Raw genomic sequence first — 15,532 nt, 5'->3', positions numbered from 1 at the left:
GGCGGGCCCGCCCTCACCTTGCCGGCCGGCGCTCAGCGCGCTTCGGCCGGCTTCACCGAGACGACGCCCGGCATCCCGCCCGCGTCGTCTTTTTTCGTCTTGACGAGCCAGCCGTCGCCCGCGTCGAACGGCACCTTCGCGAGCGCGCTCTTCACGAGCGCCGGCGCGGCCTGCTGCGTGCCCGGTTCGCGATCGCGCAGCGCGGCCGTCACGCGATAGACGTCGGCGCCCGAGTTCGCATCGACGAAACGCAGCGTCAGCACGTGGCGGTACAGCTTGCCCACGAACGGCAGCGCGAGCGGCGACGGCCCGTCGACCGTCACGCACGCGCTGCTCGCGGCGCCGCACTGGTCGGCCACGGCCGCGACCGCCGCCGGCTGCGTCGCGTACGCGATCGACAGCCGGTAGCGCGCGTCCTTGAGCGGCTGCGCGTCGAAACCGCGGCGCGCGAGCTCGTCGCGCACGAGCGTCTCGATCTGCCGGTATTCGGCGTCGTCGGCCTGCGCGGCCGTCTGGACGAAATCGTAGCCGTGCGCGCCGGATGCAAACGCATTCGGCTGCCCGACCGCACTCACGCCGCTCGTCACGCCGGCGCAGCCCGTCAACAGCGACGCCGCAAGCGCGGCCGCTGCCCATTCCTTTCTCATGGCTTTCCCCAGATGCCTGCCGTCGTGCCCGGCCCTGTCAGGCGGACGGCTCGTCGATCGCGGGCAGCGACACCGTCACCGCGGTGCCGACACCCACTTCGCTGTCGACCGACACGCTGCCCCCATGGCGCGTGACGACCGTCTTCACGAATGCCATGCCGAGCCCGGAACCCGAGATCTCGGGCCGCTCGCCGGCATGGAATCGCTTGAAACGCTCGAACAGATGCCGCTGATCTTCCGGCGCGATGCCGTACCCCTGATCGCGAATCGTACAGAACATCCGCTTCGACGCGTGCTCGACCGTCAGCGTACACGCGATCGCGGTATCGGACGGACTGTATTTGACCGCGTTGTTCAGCAGGTTCACGAACGCGCGCGTGATCAGCGAGCGATCCGCGCGCACCCAGCACATGTCGGTGCCGACCTCGGTATCGATGCGGATGTGCTTCGCCTGCGCCTGCGGCCATACCTCGTCGCTCGCATCGATCAGCACGTCGACGAGGCTCGTCGCCTCGAGCTGGTACGCCTGCGACTCCGCGCGCGCCAACTGCACGAACTCGTCGGCCAGCGACAGCGCGCGGTGCGCGTAGCGCTCGATCCGCGCGAGCAGCGCGCGCATCGCGTCGGTCTCGACGCGGTCACGCTCGATCTCGACGAGCGCGAGGATCGACGACTGCGGCGAGCGCATGTCGTGCGACAGCAGGTGCAGCGCTTCCTCGCGATGCCGCTCGGCCGCATGCAGTTCGGTCACGTCGACGAGGCCGGCAATCCAGCCCGTCACGCGGCCCTGCGCGTTCGTGCAAGCGGCGTAGCGTAACAGATGGTCGAGCCCGTCGCGATCGCGCACCTCGATGCCGCGCGCCATTGCATCGTGCTCGTCCTCGAGCGTCGGGTCGAGCACGGCCGGCCAGTGCTCGCGGATCGCCGCGTCGTGTTCGGCATTGCCGTCGACGGTCTTCATGAACGTCAGTTCGCCGAGCGCGGCGCGCAGCGGCCGCCCTTCCGGCAGCGGCAGCGCGAGCCGCGACCCGTAGCGCTTCGCCGCATGGTTCGCGATCAGCACGGTGCCGGCCAGGTCGGTCACGAAGATCGGTTCGGGCATGCTGTCGAGGCTGTCCCACACGAAGCGCTTCATGTCCTGCACGCGCTGCGCGGCTTGCGCCATCAGCGCCATCTGGCGCTCGAGCACGTCGCCGCCGACGCTGCGCGTGCGCGGCGCCTCGGGCAGCAGGTGCGGCTCGTCGGCGAGCCGCTGCAGCTCGCGGCGCAGGTACGACATCGTCATTTCGAGGCGCCGCCAGTTCCAGATCGGGTAGACGGCGATCAGCCCGAAGATCGCCGGCGCCGGCGACAGCCAGATGCGCACCTCGAACAGCAGCGCCATGCTCGCGACGACGGCAAGCGCGGCGAGGCTCATCGTCAGCAGCAGTGCGCGCCACGGCGACAGCATCAGGAAGCCGCCCAGCAGCGCGGCGAGCGGCAGCAGCGACGCGGCGAACAGCCCCGCGCGCGACGCAGGCGAGATTGCGCTGCCGGTCGCCAGCATGTCGAGCACGTTGGCGTGGATATACACGCCGGCGAGCGGGCCGAAATCGCCGGATACGGGGGTCGCGAAGCGGTCGTACAGCCCCGAAGCGGTCACGCCGACGACGACGATCTTGCCGCGCAGCGCGTCGGGCTTCACGCGCCCCTCGAGCACGTCGTCGAACGACACCGTCGGATAAGCGGGCGTGTTGCGGCTGAACGGGATCAGGTAGCGGCCCTCGCCGTTCGCGTCGCGCGACAGGTCGTGCGCATTCGCGCCCGGCTCGCCGCCGACCGGATGCAGCCGGCCGGCCTGGATCGCGCGGTACACGGGCACCATCAGTTGCGGCCAGCGCACGCGGCCGTCGCTTTCGAACAGCGCGACGCTGCGCACGATGCCATCGCGATCGACTTCGAGGTTGATGTGACCGAGCCCTGTCGCGCGCGCCGCGAGCGCGGCCACCGGCGGATCGACGGTACGCGAGCCGTCCGCCTGCTCGGGGCTCAGCAGCACGGGCAGGAAGGTCGGCACGTGGCTCATCGCGTCCGCGAACGCGCGATCCTCCGGCGATGGTTCGGTGAACAGGACGTCGTAGACGACGGCGGCCGGCTGCGCGCGCGCCAGCGTGTCGAGCAGCCGCGCATGCACGTCGCGCGACCACGGCCAGCGGCCGAGCGCCGACACGCTCTGGTTGTCGATGTCGACGACGACCACGTCGGGCGACAGCGGCAGGCTGCGCAGCATCAGCAGCCGGTCGTAGATCAGCCCGTCGACGCTCGACGACAGGCGGCCGAGCGCACACGCGAGGATGACCGCGATCCCGAGGCAGCCGATCGCGATCCATTCGATCAGGAAGCGGCGGCCGAGATGCCGCCGTGGGGAAACGGAGTCGGGTTTCATGCGCCGCGGGTCAGCGCGACAGCGTGAACGCGCTGACCGGACTGGTCTTCTCGTAGAACTTGCCGCCTTCGAACTCTTCGACGGTCACTGCCCAGAAATAATCGCCCGGCGGCAAGTGCGCGACGGTGATCTTGCGTGCCTGCAGGCCGACCTGGTCGACGACCGGCGCGCTCAGGTCCTTCGAGCGCGACAGCACGAACCGGTAGCGCGCATCCTTGCCCGAACCGTTCGGCGTCCAGCGGAATTCGTAGCCGCCCGCGCCGGGCGACGCGCTTGCGTCGAGCCCCATCACGCGGCGTTCGAACGCATAGGTGCGCGGCAGCCCCTCGAGGCCGTTGGCATCGATCGCGGCAATCCGCACGAAGTAGTTCCCGTTCGGCACGTCGCGGAAGACCGCGCGCGGCGAATCGGTGCGCGTTTCGCGGAACAGGTCGAGCAGCCCCGCATCGTGCGCGAGCTGCATGCGGTACGCGTGCGCGTTCTCCTCGGGCGAAACGTCGAACGCGACGTCGGGCTCGTCCTGCACCTTGTCGGGATGCACGAGCGCCGGTGCTGCCAGCAGCTCGACGGGCGCACCGACCGCGCCGGACGACGTCGCGACGCTGCCGAAGTTCGCATGCACGAGCGTCGGGCCGGCCGGCTGCCGGTTGCCCGCGACGCCGACGGTACCGTCGAGCACTTCGACGCGCGTCGACGCATTGCCGGCCGCGTCGTAGTTCACGCGAAAGCGCGTGCCGCGCACGCCGGCCACGACCGACGGCGAGCGGATCAGGAAGCGGTCGTCGCGTTTCTTCAGATGGGTGACTTCGCTGTCGACCGAGCCGCGCGTGAGTTCGAACTGGCGATCGAGCGTGCCGGTCAGCACGGTACGGCGCAGCGCCTTCAGGTCGAGCTGGCTGTCGGGCGGCAGGCTCATGTGCGTGCCGTCGGCAAGCTCGAGCGTCACGAAGCCGTTCGCGCCGGTGCGCACGCGGTCACCCTCGGCGAGCGTCGCATCGTTCGCCAGCGGCACGTAAGCGTCGCCGGACGCGCGCTCGGCCGTGCCCTGCACCGCGACGACGCGCGCGGTCAGCTTTTCCTTGCGCAGGCGCGCAACCGGCAGCTTCAGCGCGACGCCGGGCTGCAGGTGCTTCGGTGCCGGAACGCCGTTGATCTGCTGGAGCAGTTGCCAGTCGTCCGCGCCTTGCAGGTAGCGCGCGGCGACGTCGTACAGCGTGTCGCCGGCCTGCGTGCGGTAGACGACCATCTTGCCCGCGGCAGCGGGCGGCTGTGCTGCCGCATGCTGCGCGGCGAACGCAAACGCGACCGCGCAGGCCGTGCGCAGCGCGATCGTGCGCAGATTCGCCGTGCGCTGCGTGATACCCGTGGTCACTCCGGTTCCCCCTGGCCGACCCGTTCGAGCCGGTAGCCGTAGCCGTAGATCGGCGCGAGGCGATAGCCGTTTTCGGGCCGCAGGCCGAGCTTGGTGCGCAGCATCGAGATGTGCGTATCCATCGTGCGCGACGGGATGTCGGTCGCCTGCTTCCACACGAGATCGAGAATGTGTGCGCGCGACAGCGGCCGGTCGAGATGCTGGAACAGCAGCAGCGCGAGTTCGAATTCCTTCTGCGTCAGGCTCACGGGCTTGTCGCCGACGTAGGCCTGCTTCAGGTTCACGTCGAAACGGAACTGGTCGAATTCGCGAACCGTCGCCTCGGCATTGACCGGATACGCGCGGCGCAGCAGCGAGCCGATGCGTGCGCGCAGGATCGGGCCCGACACGGGCTTGACCACGTAGTCGTCGGCGCCGGCGTTGAGGATCTGCGTGATCCCCGCCTCGTCGTCGCGGCTCGTCATGAAGATGATCGGCAGGCTGTGCTCGGTCTGGTTGGCGCGCACCCACTTGAGCACTTCCTCGCCGGACATGTCGGGCACGTTCCAGTCGAGCACCAGCAGATCGAACGTCTCGCGCTGCAGACGCTTCTTCAGGGCCTTGCCTTCCTTGAACGCATAGCACGTATGGCCAACGGCAGTCAGCGTTTGACTGACGAAATCCGTCTGGGCCGGATCGTCATCCAGTACAGCAATTCTCATAGCACCCCGCAAATCGAAAGCGATTCGTCCAGTTCAGCTCCCCGCACCCACCCCGCCGCGCTGCGCGCACGCGGCTTCCGGATACCGGCCGGCGAGCTGTCGTTCGCCGCTCGCGCCACCTGCGCAAACCGGCGACCCCGGCCAAATATCTCAAAAACGGGGCGCGGACGAACCGGCGATTTCATCATAGTAGTATGAAATTCGCCAAAAAATTGCGCGGACTACCGTCCTTTTTCGAATAATCCTTCCTGTCGCGCAGTCGGACGCCTAGTCGGCGCCCGCCATGCCGACCACCGGCTCGGCGAATTCATCGGCCGGCAGATGCTGCAACAGCGGTTGCGACGGCGCCGGTTGCGCAAGCATCCGCTGCAACTGTCCGCGCACGCGCTCCCACGCGGTGGCCGCGTAGTCGGGCTGGCCCGCCGCCCATGCCTGCGCCAGATCGAACACGCGCTCGATCGTCGCACCGCAGTAGGTCGGGCCCGAGCCGTCGTCCTGCGCAGCGTCGCGCAGCCGTTCGTCGAGCCACTCGGCCAGCCACGGCATCTCGGCCGCGGCTGAATCCGCATACGCCTCCAGCGCGGCACGCGCGTGGCGGTCCTGTCGCGGATCGAGCTCGATACGGCTCAATTCCGACGCACGCTCGGGCGCAATGCATTCCGCTCCGGACGGACTTCGAAGGGTCCCTGGTCTGAAGGACATGTCCTTTCCCCGTTGTACGACGGTAGCGTCAGGCATGGCCCCCGTGCCCGCCGTGCGACGTACCGTGGCCGGTGCTTCCGCTGGGAGCGGACGACCGGCCGGGTCAGTATACGCAGCCGGTCGCGAAGCGAGGTTTAAGAATTGTCAGAGGCTCGACCGGCCGGCGCCGGGCGTTGCCGGCCCGCTCACCGCGAGCGGACGCCGCGGCCGGGCGCGCGACGCGGGCCGTCAGCGGCGGCGCATCAGGAACACGTAGGTCTTGTCCTGCGTCGTCGATTCGACGATCTCGTTGCCCGTCTGCTTCGCGAACGCGGCGAAATCGCGCTGCGAGCCGGGATCGGTCGCGAGCACCTTGAGGATCTGCCCGCTTTCCATATCGGCAAGCGCTTTCTTGGCACGCAGGATCGGCAACGGGCAATTGAGCCCGCGCGCGTCCACTTCCTTGTGAATCTGCATCGGCTGTCGACCTTCGAATGTCGCGCCACACGAGGCGCGGGAGGAAGCCGCGATTTTACCGCAGCGCCGCGGCGCCCGCCCAGGCACGCCGCGGCCCGGCGCCGCGGGCGCCGGCGTCACGCGCCGGAGAAACCGCCCGCGAGCCGTTCGCGCAGGTGCCGCACGAGCGCGCGCACCGCGCTCGGCACGACCGGGCTGTACGGGCGGATCGCGAAGATGTGGTCGCCGAACGCGCCCGACGGCCGCCAGCCGTCGAGCAGCGCGACGAGCCGGCCGGCGTCGAGATCGCGTCGCGCGCTGAAATCGGGCAGCAGCGCGATGCCGAGCCCGCCGAGCGCGGCCTCGCGCATCGCCTCGCTGTTGTTCGCCGCGAAACTGCCGCGCACCGGCACGCTCACGCGCTGGCGCCGCCGGCCGTCCGGCTCGAAGCTCCACGCGGCCGGTTCGTTGTCGCGCAGGTAGCACAGGCAGCTGTGGTCGACGAGTTCGCTCGGGTGCCGCGGCGCGCCGCGCGCGTCGAGGTAGTCGCGGCTCGCGACGAGCAGCGAGCGCGTGTCGCACAGCTTCCACGCGACGTGGGTCTGCGGCGCGGTGGTCGTATGGCGGATCGCGAGGTCGAAGCCCTCCTGCGTCAGCGAATGCAGCCGGTCCGACAGGTCGAGCTCGATGTGCACGCCCGGATGCTGCCGCAGGAAATCGGGCAGGTGCGGCACGACCTGCTGGCGTCCGAGCGCGACCGGCGCCGTCACGCGCAGCAGGCCGCGCGGCTCGCCGGCCAGGTCCTTCACGCGCGCGAAATGCTGCCCGATCGACTCGAACGCGTCGCGCGTGCTGTCGACGAGCGTCTGGCCCGCATCGGTGAGCCGCACGCTGCGCGTCGTGCGGCGCACGAGCGGCACGCCGGCCGCCTTTTCGAGATCGGCGATGCGCTGGCTCATCGCGGCCTTGCTGATGCCGAGCCGCTGCGCGGCGGCCGTGAAACTGCCGGCCGCGGCCAGTACCGTCAGCGAATGGATATGCGGCCAGAGCGCCTGGACATTTTGCTGATTCATTCGTCGATTATTCAGAATTCTGAACAGTGAATCAAGTTGCGCGGCCTTCTCCCGCCCCGCCGGTTTCCCTAGACTAGGTTCCGTTCCCCCTCATTCCCAGGAGACACGATGAATCCGGTTCCCGCGTACACGTCCGACGCCGACGTCGGCCACTATGTCGACGGCGCGCCCGTTGCCGGCCGCAGCGGCCGCTTCCAGGACGTCCTGAACCCGGCACTCGGCCGCGCGGTGCGCCGCGTGGCGCTCGCGGACAACAGCGAAGTGCAGCAGGCCGTCGCGTCCGCCCACGCCGCGTTCCCGGCCTGGGCCGAGACGCCGCCGATCCGCCGCGCGCGCGTGCTGCACCGCTTCCTGCAACTGATGAACGAGCACCGCGACACGCTCGCGGCGATCATCACGGCCGAGCACGGCAAGGTGTTCTCCGACGCGCAGGGCGAAGTCGCGCGCGGCATCGACATCATCGAATTCGCATGCGGCGTGCCGCAGCTCCTGAAGGGCGACTTCACCGACCAGGTCAGCACCGGCATCGACAACTGGACGATGCGCCAGCCGCTCGGCGTCGTCGCGGGCATCACGCCGTTCAACTTCCCGTGCATGGTGCCGTGCTGGATGTTCCCGGTCGCGATCGCGACGGGCAACACGTTCGTGCTGAAGCCGAGCGAGCGCGATCCGTCGGCGGCGCTGTTCATCGCCGACCTGCTCACGCAGGCCGGGCTGCCGGCCGGCGTGTTCAACGTCGTGCAGGGCAACAAGGACGCGGTCGACGCATTGCTCGACCACCCGGACGTGCAGGCCGTCAGCTTCGTCGGCTCGACGCCGATCGCAGCCTACGTGCAGCAGCGCGCGGTGCAGTCCGGCAAGCGCGTGCAGGCGCTCGGCGGCGCGAAGAACCATCTCGTCGTGATGCCCGACGCGAACATCGAGCAGGCGGTCGACGCGCTGATCGGCGCTGCATACGGCTCGGCCGGCGAACGCTGCATGGCGATCAGCATCGCGGTGCTGGTCGGCGACGTGGCCGACCGGATCGTGCCGGCGGTTGCCGAGCGCGCGCGCAAGCTGGTGATCGGCGACGGCATGCAGCCGGAAGTCGAGATGGGCCCGATCGTCACCGGCGAAGCGCTGAAGCGCATCGAAGGCTATATCGAGCAAGGCGTGAACGAAGGCGCGCAACTGGTGGTCGACGGGCGCGGGCTGCGCGTGCCGGGCCGCGAGGCAGGCTTCTTCACCGGCGGCACGCTGTTCGATCACGTGACGCCCGACATGCGGATCTACCAGGAGGAAATCTTCGGGCCCGTGCTCGGCTGCGTGCGCGTGAAGGATTTCGGCGCAGCGGTCGACCTGATCAACGCGCACGAGTTCGGCAATGGCGTGTCGTGCTTCACGAGCGACGGCGGCATCGCGCGCGAATTCGCGCGGCGCATCCAGGTCGGGATGGTCGGCATCAACGTGCCGATTCCGGTGCCGATGGCGTGGCACGGCTTCGGCGGCTGGAAAAAGAGCCTGTTCGGCGACATGCACGCATACGGCGAGGAAGGCGTGCGCTTCTACACGCGCCAGAAGTCGGTGATGCAGCGCTGGTCGTCGAGCATCGGCAAGGGTGCCGAATTCGCGATGCCGACCGCGAAGTAAGCCGGCCGGTGCGCCGCCCGTCGGCCCAGGGCCTGTTCACAAGCCCGTTATTAGCGGGAACAGGCCCTGGCGGGCGGTGCGCCTGCAGAACGCGTCAGCCGGCTTTCGTGCCGTGCGCGCCGTCGGCGGTCGGCAGGTACGACAGTTCGAGCCGGTACGCGAGCGCGACGAACAGGCTCTGCGCGAGGCCCATCGTGGCCGTCAGCGCGCGGAACCCGAACGTCTCGCTGTCCTGCACCATCAGCGTCACCTCGGCCTCCCGCGCGAGCGGGCTCATCCGGCTGTCGGTGATCGCGATCAGGCGCGCGCCGCGCTGCACGGCCTGCTGCGCGACCTGCACCGTCTCGTCCGCATACGGCATGAACGAGATGACGATCATCACGTCGCCCTTGCGCACCGACCGGATCTGCCCGAGATGCATGCTGCCGAGCGCGCTGAACAGCCCGATGCGCTTGTCGGTGTGCTGCAGCGCATAGTCGAGATACACGGCGATCGGAAACGCGCGCCGCGAACCGGCGATCCAGATCGCCTGCGTGTCGGCGAGCAGGTCGACGGCCTGCGCGAGCGCCTGCGGGTCGAGCGTCTGCCGCAACTGCTGCATCCCGGCAATGCTGCCCTTGATGAATTCGTCGGCGATCTGCTCGGGCTGCAGGCTCGACGAACCCGATTCGATCACGTCGCGCAGCCGCAGGTTGTACGCACGCCCCGGCGCGATCTGCTGCGCGAGCCCTTCGCGGAACAGCCGCTGCATCTCGGAGAAGCCGGAGAAGCCGAAATGCTTCGCGAAGCGCACGACCGCCGACGGCTGCACGCCGCACGCCTCCGCCAGCGACTGGATGCCTTCCAGGCCAAGCTGGTCCCGATGCGTTTCCACGTGACGCGCAATGACCTTCAGGCGATTGCTGAGGCCGTCGTATTCCTGCGTCAGGTGCTGCAGGAACTGCTCGACGGTAGCGGGAGGTTTCTCGGATGAACTCATCGGATTGCGCGAAGTTGACGGCCCCGGTGCACGCGCGATGCTGACGGACGCGGCCCGAAGCTCACCTGGAACATGCATGAAGGGCGAATTTAATCACGTTTGCGGCACGGCCCGCGCCGCGCGTATCGCTCCCACGCGCTCGATCATCACCTGCACACGCTCCACGGCAAGACTGGAAACGATTGTCCAACGCTCTCGCGGCGTCGTAAAGATTAGGGTGTCTACCGAGCCTACCGAGGCCGGCGGCCAGTGCGAAGCGGCGCGTGGCGCACCGCTTCCGGCCTGCCCTGCTCAGCGATAGTCGACCCACACGCTGCCCGCGTCGGCGGAACGCACGCAGTTCTCGACCCATCGGACGCCCTCGACGCCCGCGTGAACGTCCGGAAAGCGGATGCCCTTCAGCGCGGCGGCGTCGCCGCGATCGGCCGCATCCATTGCGAGCGCGAAGCGCGCGTAGAGATTCGACCACGCCTCGAACAGCCCTTCCGGATGCCCGGCGCCGATGCGATCCTCGCGCAATGCGTTCGGATGCAGATAACCCATCCCGCGATCGAGCACTTGCGCGGGCTGCCCCTGCACTTCGTAGCGCAACTGGTTCGGATGCTCGTCCCACCATTCGACGCTCGCCTTCGAACCGATCACGCGCACCTTCTGGCCATGCATCGAACCCGCGTTCACCGCGCTCGACCACACGTAGCCGACCGCGCCCGTGTCGTATTCCATGATCGTGAACGCGTTGTCTTCCAGCGGCGCGCGGCTCTTCACGAAGCTCTGCCGCGAACACATCAGCCGCCGGATCTTCAGCTCGGGCGCCATCACCTCGGAGATGTACAGCGGATGCGTGCCGATGTCGCCGAGCACGTAGCTCGGGCCCGCGAACTTCGGGTCGACGCGCCAGCGCGCGGCCGCGCTCGCGGCCTCGACGCCTTCACTGTGAAACCCGTGCGCGAACTGCATCTGCACGATGCGGATCTCGCCGAGATCGCCGCGCGCGATCATCTCGCGCGCCTGTTCGATCATCTGGTGACCCGAATAGCCGTATGCGACGCCGACGATCCGGTTCTTCTCGACCGACAGGCGCTGCAACGTCTCGGCCTCCTCGGTCGTGAAGCACAGCGGCTTCTCGCAGACCACGTGCAGCCCCGCGTTCAGCGCGGCGCGGCAGATCTCGAAGTGCGTGTTGTTCGGCGTCGCGATCGACACCGCGCGAATTCCGTCCGGGCGGCGCGCCTCGGCGTCGAACATCGTCGCGTAGTCGGGATAGCAGCGATCCGCCGCGACGCCGAGCTTAACGCCGAACTGGCGGCCGCGTTCGGGATCGATGTCGAACGCGCCGGCGACCAGCTCGAAGCTGCCGTCGCGCAGCGCGGCCGACCGGTGGCTGTAGCCGATCTGGCTGCCGAGCCCGCCGCCGACCATGCCCCAGCGAATCGAGTGTCCAAGCAGAATCTGTCCGTCAATCATGATGGTGGTGTTCCTGGTCCGTGTTCAGGTGTTCGGTGGTTCGGGCGTTCATGCGAAGTTCATGCGAAGCCGGCCGACGCGAGAAACGCGCGGCTCGCGGCAACGTCGCGCAGGCTCGTGCCGGCATTGCGCGGATCGCGCTCCTGTTCGATCGTGATATAGCCCGCGTAGCCGATGTCGTCGAGCGCGTGCCTGATCGCCCGGTAGTCGAGCACGCCGGTGCCGATCGGGCACATCACGCCGCGCGCGCACGCGGCGAAGAATGCGATGTGCTCGCCCATCACCGCGTCGTACACGGCTGCGTCGATATCCTTGAAATGCACGTAGTCGAGACGCGCCGCATGACGGCGCAGCCAGGTCTCCGGATCCATGCCCGAGTAATGCAGGTGACCCGTGTCGAGGCAGAGGCCGGCCGTGTCGGCTGGAATATCGGCGACGATCCGGTCGATCTCGTCCGCGAACTCGATGTAGCCGCCCGCGTGCGGATGAATTACCGCGCGCACGCCGAACTCGTCGCGCGCGATCGTCGCGATCTGCCGGATGTGCTCGACCATGTGCGCCCAGCGTTCGCCGGACAGCCGCGGCGCGCGATCGGCGTGGCCAGCCGCGTAATCGCGTTCTTCGTGCCCCCAATCCATCACGACCAGGTACGGCGCCGCGTAGCGTTGCCCGTCCTGCGTCGGCAGCTTCGGCAGCCGCGTGATCAGCGCGCAGATCTCGCGCGTCTGGCGCAACAGGTTCGGCAGGTTCTCCGGCGACACGAGATCGTCGAAGATCGTGCCTGCGGTAATGCTCAGGCGCTGCCGCTCGAGCTCGGCGCTCACCACGTCGAGTTCGAGCGGGATATAGCCGTACGGGCCGAGCTCGATGCCCGAATAGCCGGCCTGCGCGGCCTCGGCAAGCACGTGCCGCCACGGCGGCAGGTGCGGGTTCTTCACGTCGTCGACACCCCAACAGCACGGTGCGCAACCAATCTTCATCGTCATGTCGGTCAGTCCGGCAGGTACGCGGCACGCGGCCGCACGAGTCGTGGCAATGCGGCCGCGGTTCAGCCGCGGTAGAACGCGGGGCGGTCGGCCATCGCGATCGGTTCGACCGCACCGCTCTTTTGTGCACGCACGCATGCGTCGGCCGCGACCGCCGCCGCGTAGCCGTCCCATGCCGACGGGCCCGTCAGCGCACCCTGCCGCACGCCGTCGATGAACGCCTGCAGCTCGACGTCGTACGACGCGATGAAGCGCTCCTTCCAGTCGGTCATGATGTCGACCGACTGCCGCGCTGCGCGCTTGAGCCCCACGGCCGGCGGATCGGGCAGCTTCGCGATGCCCTGCTCGCCGACCACTTCGCACTGGATGTCATAGCCGTACTGGCAGTTCACGAAGATCTCGACGTCGATGCGCACGCCGCTCGCGGTTTCCAGCAGCACGATCTGCGGATCGGCGAGATGCGCGGACGCGTGGCGCGTTTTCTTCGGATAGACGACCTGCGCGCTCGCGTAATCCTCGCCGAGCAGCCAGCGCAGCACGTCGAGCTCGTGGATCAGCGTGTCGGTGATCGCCATGTCGGTCGTGTAGCGCTCGCCGACCGCCTGGTTGCGGTGCGCGCAATGCAGCATCAGCGGCGCGCCGATCTCGCCGCTGTCGATCACGCGCTTCAGCGCGCGATAACCTTCGTCGTACGGCCGCATGAAGCCGACCTGCACGAGCCGTTTGCCGTGCGCGACTTCCGCTTCGACGATCCGCATGCAGCCGTCGGCCGTGACGGCAAGCGGCTTCTCGCAGAACACGGGCTTGCCGTGCGCGATCGCGTCGAGCACGAACGCTTCGTGCGTCGGCCCCCACGACGTGACGAGCACGGCCTGCACGTCGGCGGCCGCAACCACGTCATGGCCGTCGCCGTAGATCTCGGCGTCGAGCCCGTATTTCGACACCGCATCGCGCGCCTGCTGCGGATCGATGTCGTTGACGGCCACGACGCGCGCACCGGACAGCGTGCGGGTCAATCTGCGGATATGGTCCTGGCCGATCGCGCCGCAGCCGATCACGCCGATTTGCAAGGTCATCTGGGAGTCTCCAGTCGTTCATCAGCGGCGCGGCCCGTGCCGCGCCGGTCAGTAATCGGTCAGCGCATCGTGCGATCGAAATGACGATCGACGTAGCGCTGGATCGTGTCGCGCATGTAGCGCGACGATGCTTCGGCGCGGTCCTCCCACGCGAACACGCACGACGACATCACGCCGTCGAAGCCCGCGGCGCCGAGCGCGCGGAAAAACACGTCCCAGTCGATCTCGCCCTGCCCGATGTCGAGATGCTGGTGCACGCGGATCTGGGTCGAACCCGGCGGGTTCACGATGTAGCGAAGCTGGCTGCTCTTGCGGTGGTCGAAGGTGTCGGCCACGCGCACGTGCGCGAGGATCGGTGCGGCCTGCGCGATCATCGCGGCGATGTCGTCGCCGTAGTAAAACGTGTGCGGCGCGATATACGACAGCTTCAGCGACGGCGAGCCGAGGTTCGTCACGATGTCGATCGCCGGTTGCAACTGCTCGATCCAGTCCTCCGGATGCGGTTCGACCGACAGCACGATGCCCTCGCGTTCGAGAATCGGCAGCAGCTCGTCCATCGACCGGAACCACGCGGCTTCGCACAGCTCCTTCGGGTTCGCGCCCGGCCGCTCGCCGACCGAGCGCTCGGGCGACGCACCGCGCCCGAACTCGGACACCATCAGCGCGCACTCCATCTCGACCGCGACCTCGATCGCCTTCTTCCAGCAGCGCACGGCCCATAACCGCTCGTCCTCGAACGGGCTGGCCCAGCGGTACATCGGCTGCAGCGACGCGAGGCCGACGCCGCTCGCGCGCATCGCCTGGCGGAATGCGGCCATGCGCTCGCGCGTCGCGCGCGGCATCACCCACCAGTCGAGGAAATCGCTGCGCGGCGACAGCTCGATCTGGTCGTAGCCGAGCTCGGCCACCGCGTGCGGCAGCCGGTCGAGCGGCAGGTGGCGAATCATGTAAGGGTCGAGCGCGATCTTCATCAGGCATCCTTGGCGATATCGGATTCCAGTCGGACAGGCAGGGTCAGCGACGCTTCTTCTTGTTGCGATACTGGTCGGCGATCACGGCCGCGACGATGATCGCGCCCTTGACCATCTCCTGGTAATACGCGTCGATGCGGATGAACGTGAAGCCCGACGTCATCACGCCGAGGATCAGCACGCCGATCACCGTACCCGTCACGCGGCCGAGGCCGCCCGACAGCGACGTGCCGCCGATCACGACCGCGGCGATCGCATCGAGCTCGTACATCACGCCCATGCCCGACTGGCCCGAGATCGCGCGCGCGGCCGTCACGGTGCCGGCGATCCCGCTCAGCAGGCCCGCGATCGCATAGACGAACACCAGGTGACGCGTGACGTTGATGCCCGAGACGACCGCCGCATGACGGTTCGCGCCGATCGCATAGGTGTACTTGCCGAAGCGCGTGTAGCGCAGCACGACGTGGAAGATCGCGGCGATCACGAGAAAGATGATCACCGGATTGGCGCCCGCGCCGATGGCCGCGAACGGGTCGGTCAGCATCGACACCGGCATCCCGTTGGTGAACCACTTCGCGAACCCGCGCGCGGCCACCATCGTGCCGAGCGTCGCGATGAACGGCGGGATGCCCGTCATCGCGATCAGCGAACCGTTCAGCAGGCCGACCAGCAGCCCGACGCACACGCCGGCCAGCACCGGCCAGATGATCGGCAGGTCGGTCAGGTGCGGAAACACCGCGCGCGGGAAATCGGACACCTGCGCGAGGCTCGCCGACACGACGGCCGCGGCGGCCACGACCGACCCCGACGACAGGTCGATCCCGCTGGTGATGATCACGAGGTTCACGCCGACCGCGATGATGCCGATCACGGCCATCTGCAGCACGATGATCTCGAGCCGCTCGGCATTGAACAGGAAGCTCTGGCCGACGACGATCCAGCCGACGATCTCGAAGAACAGGCTGATGCCGACCAGCACGAGAAAGATGCTCAGCTCGGGCGGCCACTTCGTGTGCCGCGGCTTGATGGTCATGGTCTGCGCATCCGCGACCGGATTCAGGTTGCCCATTTC

General features: G+C 68.4%; 14 protein-coding genes. 1 reads left to right on the top strand and 13 read right to left on the bottom strand.

Translation table 11 applies throughout. The features are described from left to right. Positions 1–32: 32 nt before the first annotated feature. The 7 genes from R9B84_RS07330 to R9B84_RS07300 all read right to left on the bottom strand — a co-directional run bounded on the left by R9B84_RS07330 (position 33) and on the right by R9B84_RS07300 (position 7,355). Entirely contained in the window at positions 33–647 is a 615-nt protein-coding gene (locus R9B84_RS07330) for a DUF4136 domain-containing protein (RefSeq protein ID WP_423759784.1), read from the bottom strand. 37 nt (positions 648–684) lie between these two features. Further along, positions 685–3,072 carry a CHASE2 domain-containing protein gene (locus tag R9B84_RS07325; protein ID WP_423759783.1) on the bottom strand — a complete coding sequence of 796 codons (2,388 nt, stop codon included), beginning with the start codon at positions 3,070–3,072 and terminating at the stop codon, positions 685–687. A 10-nt stretch (positions 3,073–3,082) separates the two neighbouring features. Continuing rightward, the gene (locus tag R9B84_RS07320; RefSeq protein ID WP_423759782.1) at positions 3,083–4,444 is read right to left on the bottom strand and encodes a FecR domain-containing protein; all 1,362 of its coding nucleotides are present in this window, start codon (positions 4,442–4,444) and stop codon (positions 3,083–3,085) included. Further along, positions 4,441–5,145, bottom strand: a complete 705-nt coding sequence (locus R9B84_RS07315) for a response regulator transcription factor (protein ID WP_034183383.1) — start codon at positions 5,143–5,145, stop codon at positions 4,441–4,443. Before R9B84_RS07315 ends, R9B84_RS07320 begins: the two co-directional genes overlap by 4 nt. A gap of 267 nt (positions 5,146–5,412) precedes the next feature. Beyond that, entirely contained in the window at positions 5,413–5,847 is a 435-nt protein-coding gene (locus R9B84_RS07310) for a peptidase (protein ID WP_423759781.1), read from the bottom strand. A 228-nt stretch (positions 5,848–6,075) separates the two neighbouring features. Then, positions 6,076–6,303, bottom strand: a complete 228-nt coding sequence (locus R9B84_RS07305; protein ID WP_262542561.1) for a sulfurtransferase TusA family protein — start codon at positions 6,301–6,303, stop codon at positions 6,076–6,078. Positions 6,304–6,419: 116 nt separating this feature from the next. After that, positions 6,420–7,355 carry a LysR family transcriptional regulator gene (locus R9B84_RS07300; protein ID WP_065500209.1) on the bottom strand — a complete coding sequence of 312 codons (936 nt, stop codon included), beginning with the start codon at positions 7,353–7,355 and terminating at the stop codon, positions 6,420–6,422. 108 nt (positions 7,356–7,463) lie between these two features. On the opposite strand from R9B84_RS07300, the gene R9B84_RS07295 reads away from it, so the two are divergent. Next, a complete protein-coding gene (locus tag R9B84_RS07295) occupies positions 7,464–8,984 on the top strand; it encodes a CoA-acylating methylmalonate-semialdehyde dehydrogenase (RefSeq protein ID WP_423759780.1) in 1,521 nt (506 codons plus the stop codon). 94 nt (positions 8,985–9,078) lie between these two features. Here the strand turns inward: R9B84_RS07295 and R9B84_RS07290 are convergent, their stop codons facing one another. The 6 genes from R9B84_RS07290 to R9B84_RS07265 form a co-directional block, all read right to left on the bottom strand. Then, on the bottom strand, positions 9,079–9,963 hold the full coding sequence (locus tag R9B84_RS07290) for a MurR/RpiR family transcriptional regulator (RefSeq protein WP_096470737.1): 885 nt from the start codon (positions 9,961–9,963) through the stop codon (positions 9,079–9,081). 291 nt (positions 9,964–10,254) lie between these two features. Further along, entirely contained in the window at positions 10,255–11,427 is a 1,173-nt protein-coding gene (locus R9B84_RS07285; RefSeq protein WP_423759779.1) for a Gfo/Idh/MocA family protein, read from the bottom strand. Positions 11,428–11,486: 59 nt separating this feature from the next. Then, complete coding sequence (locus tag R9B84_RS07280; RefSeq protein WP_423759778.1) at positions 11,487–12,413, bottom strand: TIM barrel protein; 927 nt, start codon at positions 12,411–12,413, stop codon at positions 11,487–11,489. Between the two features lie 62 nt (positions 12,414–12,475). Continuing rightward, the gene (locus R9B84_RS07275) at positions 12,476–13,489 is read right to left on the bottom strand and encodes a Gfo/Idh/MocA family oxidoreductase (protein WP_423759777.1); all 1,014 of its coding nucleotides are present in this window, start codon (positions 13,487–13,489) and stop codon (positions 12,476–12,478) included. A gap of 59 nt (positions 13,490–13,548) precedes the next feature. Beyond that, positions 13,549–14,460: a sugar phosphate isomerase/epimerase family protein gene (locus tag R9B84_RS07270; protein ID WP_423759776.1), complete on the bottom strand. Its 912-nt coding sequence runs from the start codon at positions 14,458–14,460 to the stop codon at positions 13,549–13,551. A 43-nt stretch (positions 14,461–14,503) separates the two neighbouring features. Beyond that, complete coding sequence (locus tag R9B84_RS07265) at positions 14,504–15,529, bottom strand: ABC transporter permease (protein ID WP_423759775.1); 1,026 nt, start codon at positions 15,527–15,529, stop codon at positions 14,504–14,506. Positions 15,530–15,532: the final 3 nt, after the last annotated feature.

The organism is Burkholderia sp. NLJ2, assembly GCF_049487195.1.
Taxonomy (GTDB): domain Bacteria; phylum Pseudomonadota; class Gammaproteobacteria; order Burkholderiales; family Burkholderiaceae; genus Burkholderia; species Burkholderia pyrrocinia.
This window is presented reverse-complemented; position numbering and strand designations above follow the sequence as displayed.

What these genes read in the sequence shown, in the direction of transcription:
- R9B84_RS07330 (WP_423759784.1), bottom strand. Translation starts at nt 647, where the DNA reads ATGAGAAAGGAATGGGCAGCGGCCGCGCTTGCGGCGTCGCTGTTGACG.
- R9B84_RS07325 (WP_423759783.1), bottom strand. Translation starts at nt 3,072, where the DNA reads ATGAAACCCGACTCCGTTTCCCCACGGCGGCATCTCGGCCGCCGCTTC.
- R9B84_RS07315 (WP_034183383.1), bottom strand. Translation starts at nt 5,145, where the DNA reads ATGAGAATTGCTGTACTGGATGACGATCCGGCCCAGACGGATTTCGTC.
- R9B84_RS07310 (WP_423759781.1), bottom strand. Translation starts at nt 5,847, where the DNA reads ATGTCCTTCAGACCAGGGACCCTTCGAAGTCCGTCCGGAGCGGAATGC.
- R9B84_RS07305 (WP_262542561.1), bottom strand. Translation starts at nt 6,303, where the DNA reads ATGCAGATTCACAAGGAAGTGGACGCGCGCGGGCTCAATTGCCCGTTG.
- R9B84_RS07300 (WP_065500209.1), bottom strand. Translation starts at nt 7,355, where the DNA reads ATGAATCAGCAAAATGTCCAGGCGCTCTGGCCGCATATCCATTCGCTG.
- R9B84_RS07295 (WP_423759780.1), top strand. Translation starts at nt 7,464, where the DNA reads ATGAATCCGGTTCCCGCGTACACGTCCGACGCCGACGTCGGCCACTAT.
- R9B84_RS07290 (WP_096470737.1), bottom strand. Translation starts at nt 9,963, where the DNA reads ATGAGTTCATCCGAGAAACCTCCCGCTACCGTCGAGCAGTTCCTGCAG.
- R9B84_RS07285 (WP_423759779.1), bottom strand. Translation starts at nt 11,427, where the DNA reads ATGATTGACGGACAGATTCTGCTTGGACACTCGATTCGCTGGGGCATG.
- R9B84_RS07280 (WP_423759778.1), bottom strand. Translation starts at nt 12,413, where the DNA reads ATGACGATGAAGATTGGTTGCGCACCGTGCTGTTGGGGTGTCGACGAC.
- R9B84_RS07275 (WP_423759777.1), bottom strand. Translation starts at nt 13,489, where the DNA reads ATGACCTTGCAAATCGGCGTGATCGGCTGCGGCGCGATCGGCCAGGAC.
- R9B84_RS07270 (WP_423759776.1), bottom strand. Translation starts at nt 14,460, where the DNA reads ATGAAGATCGCGCTCGACCCTTACATGATTCGCCACCTGCCGCTCGAC.
- R9B84_RS07265 (WP_423759775.1), bottom strand. Translation starts at nt 15,529, where the DNA reads ATGGGCAACCTGAATCCGGTCGCGGATGCGCAGACCATGACCATCAAG.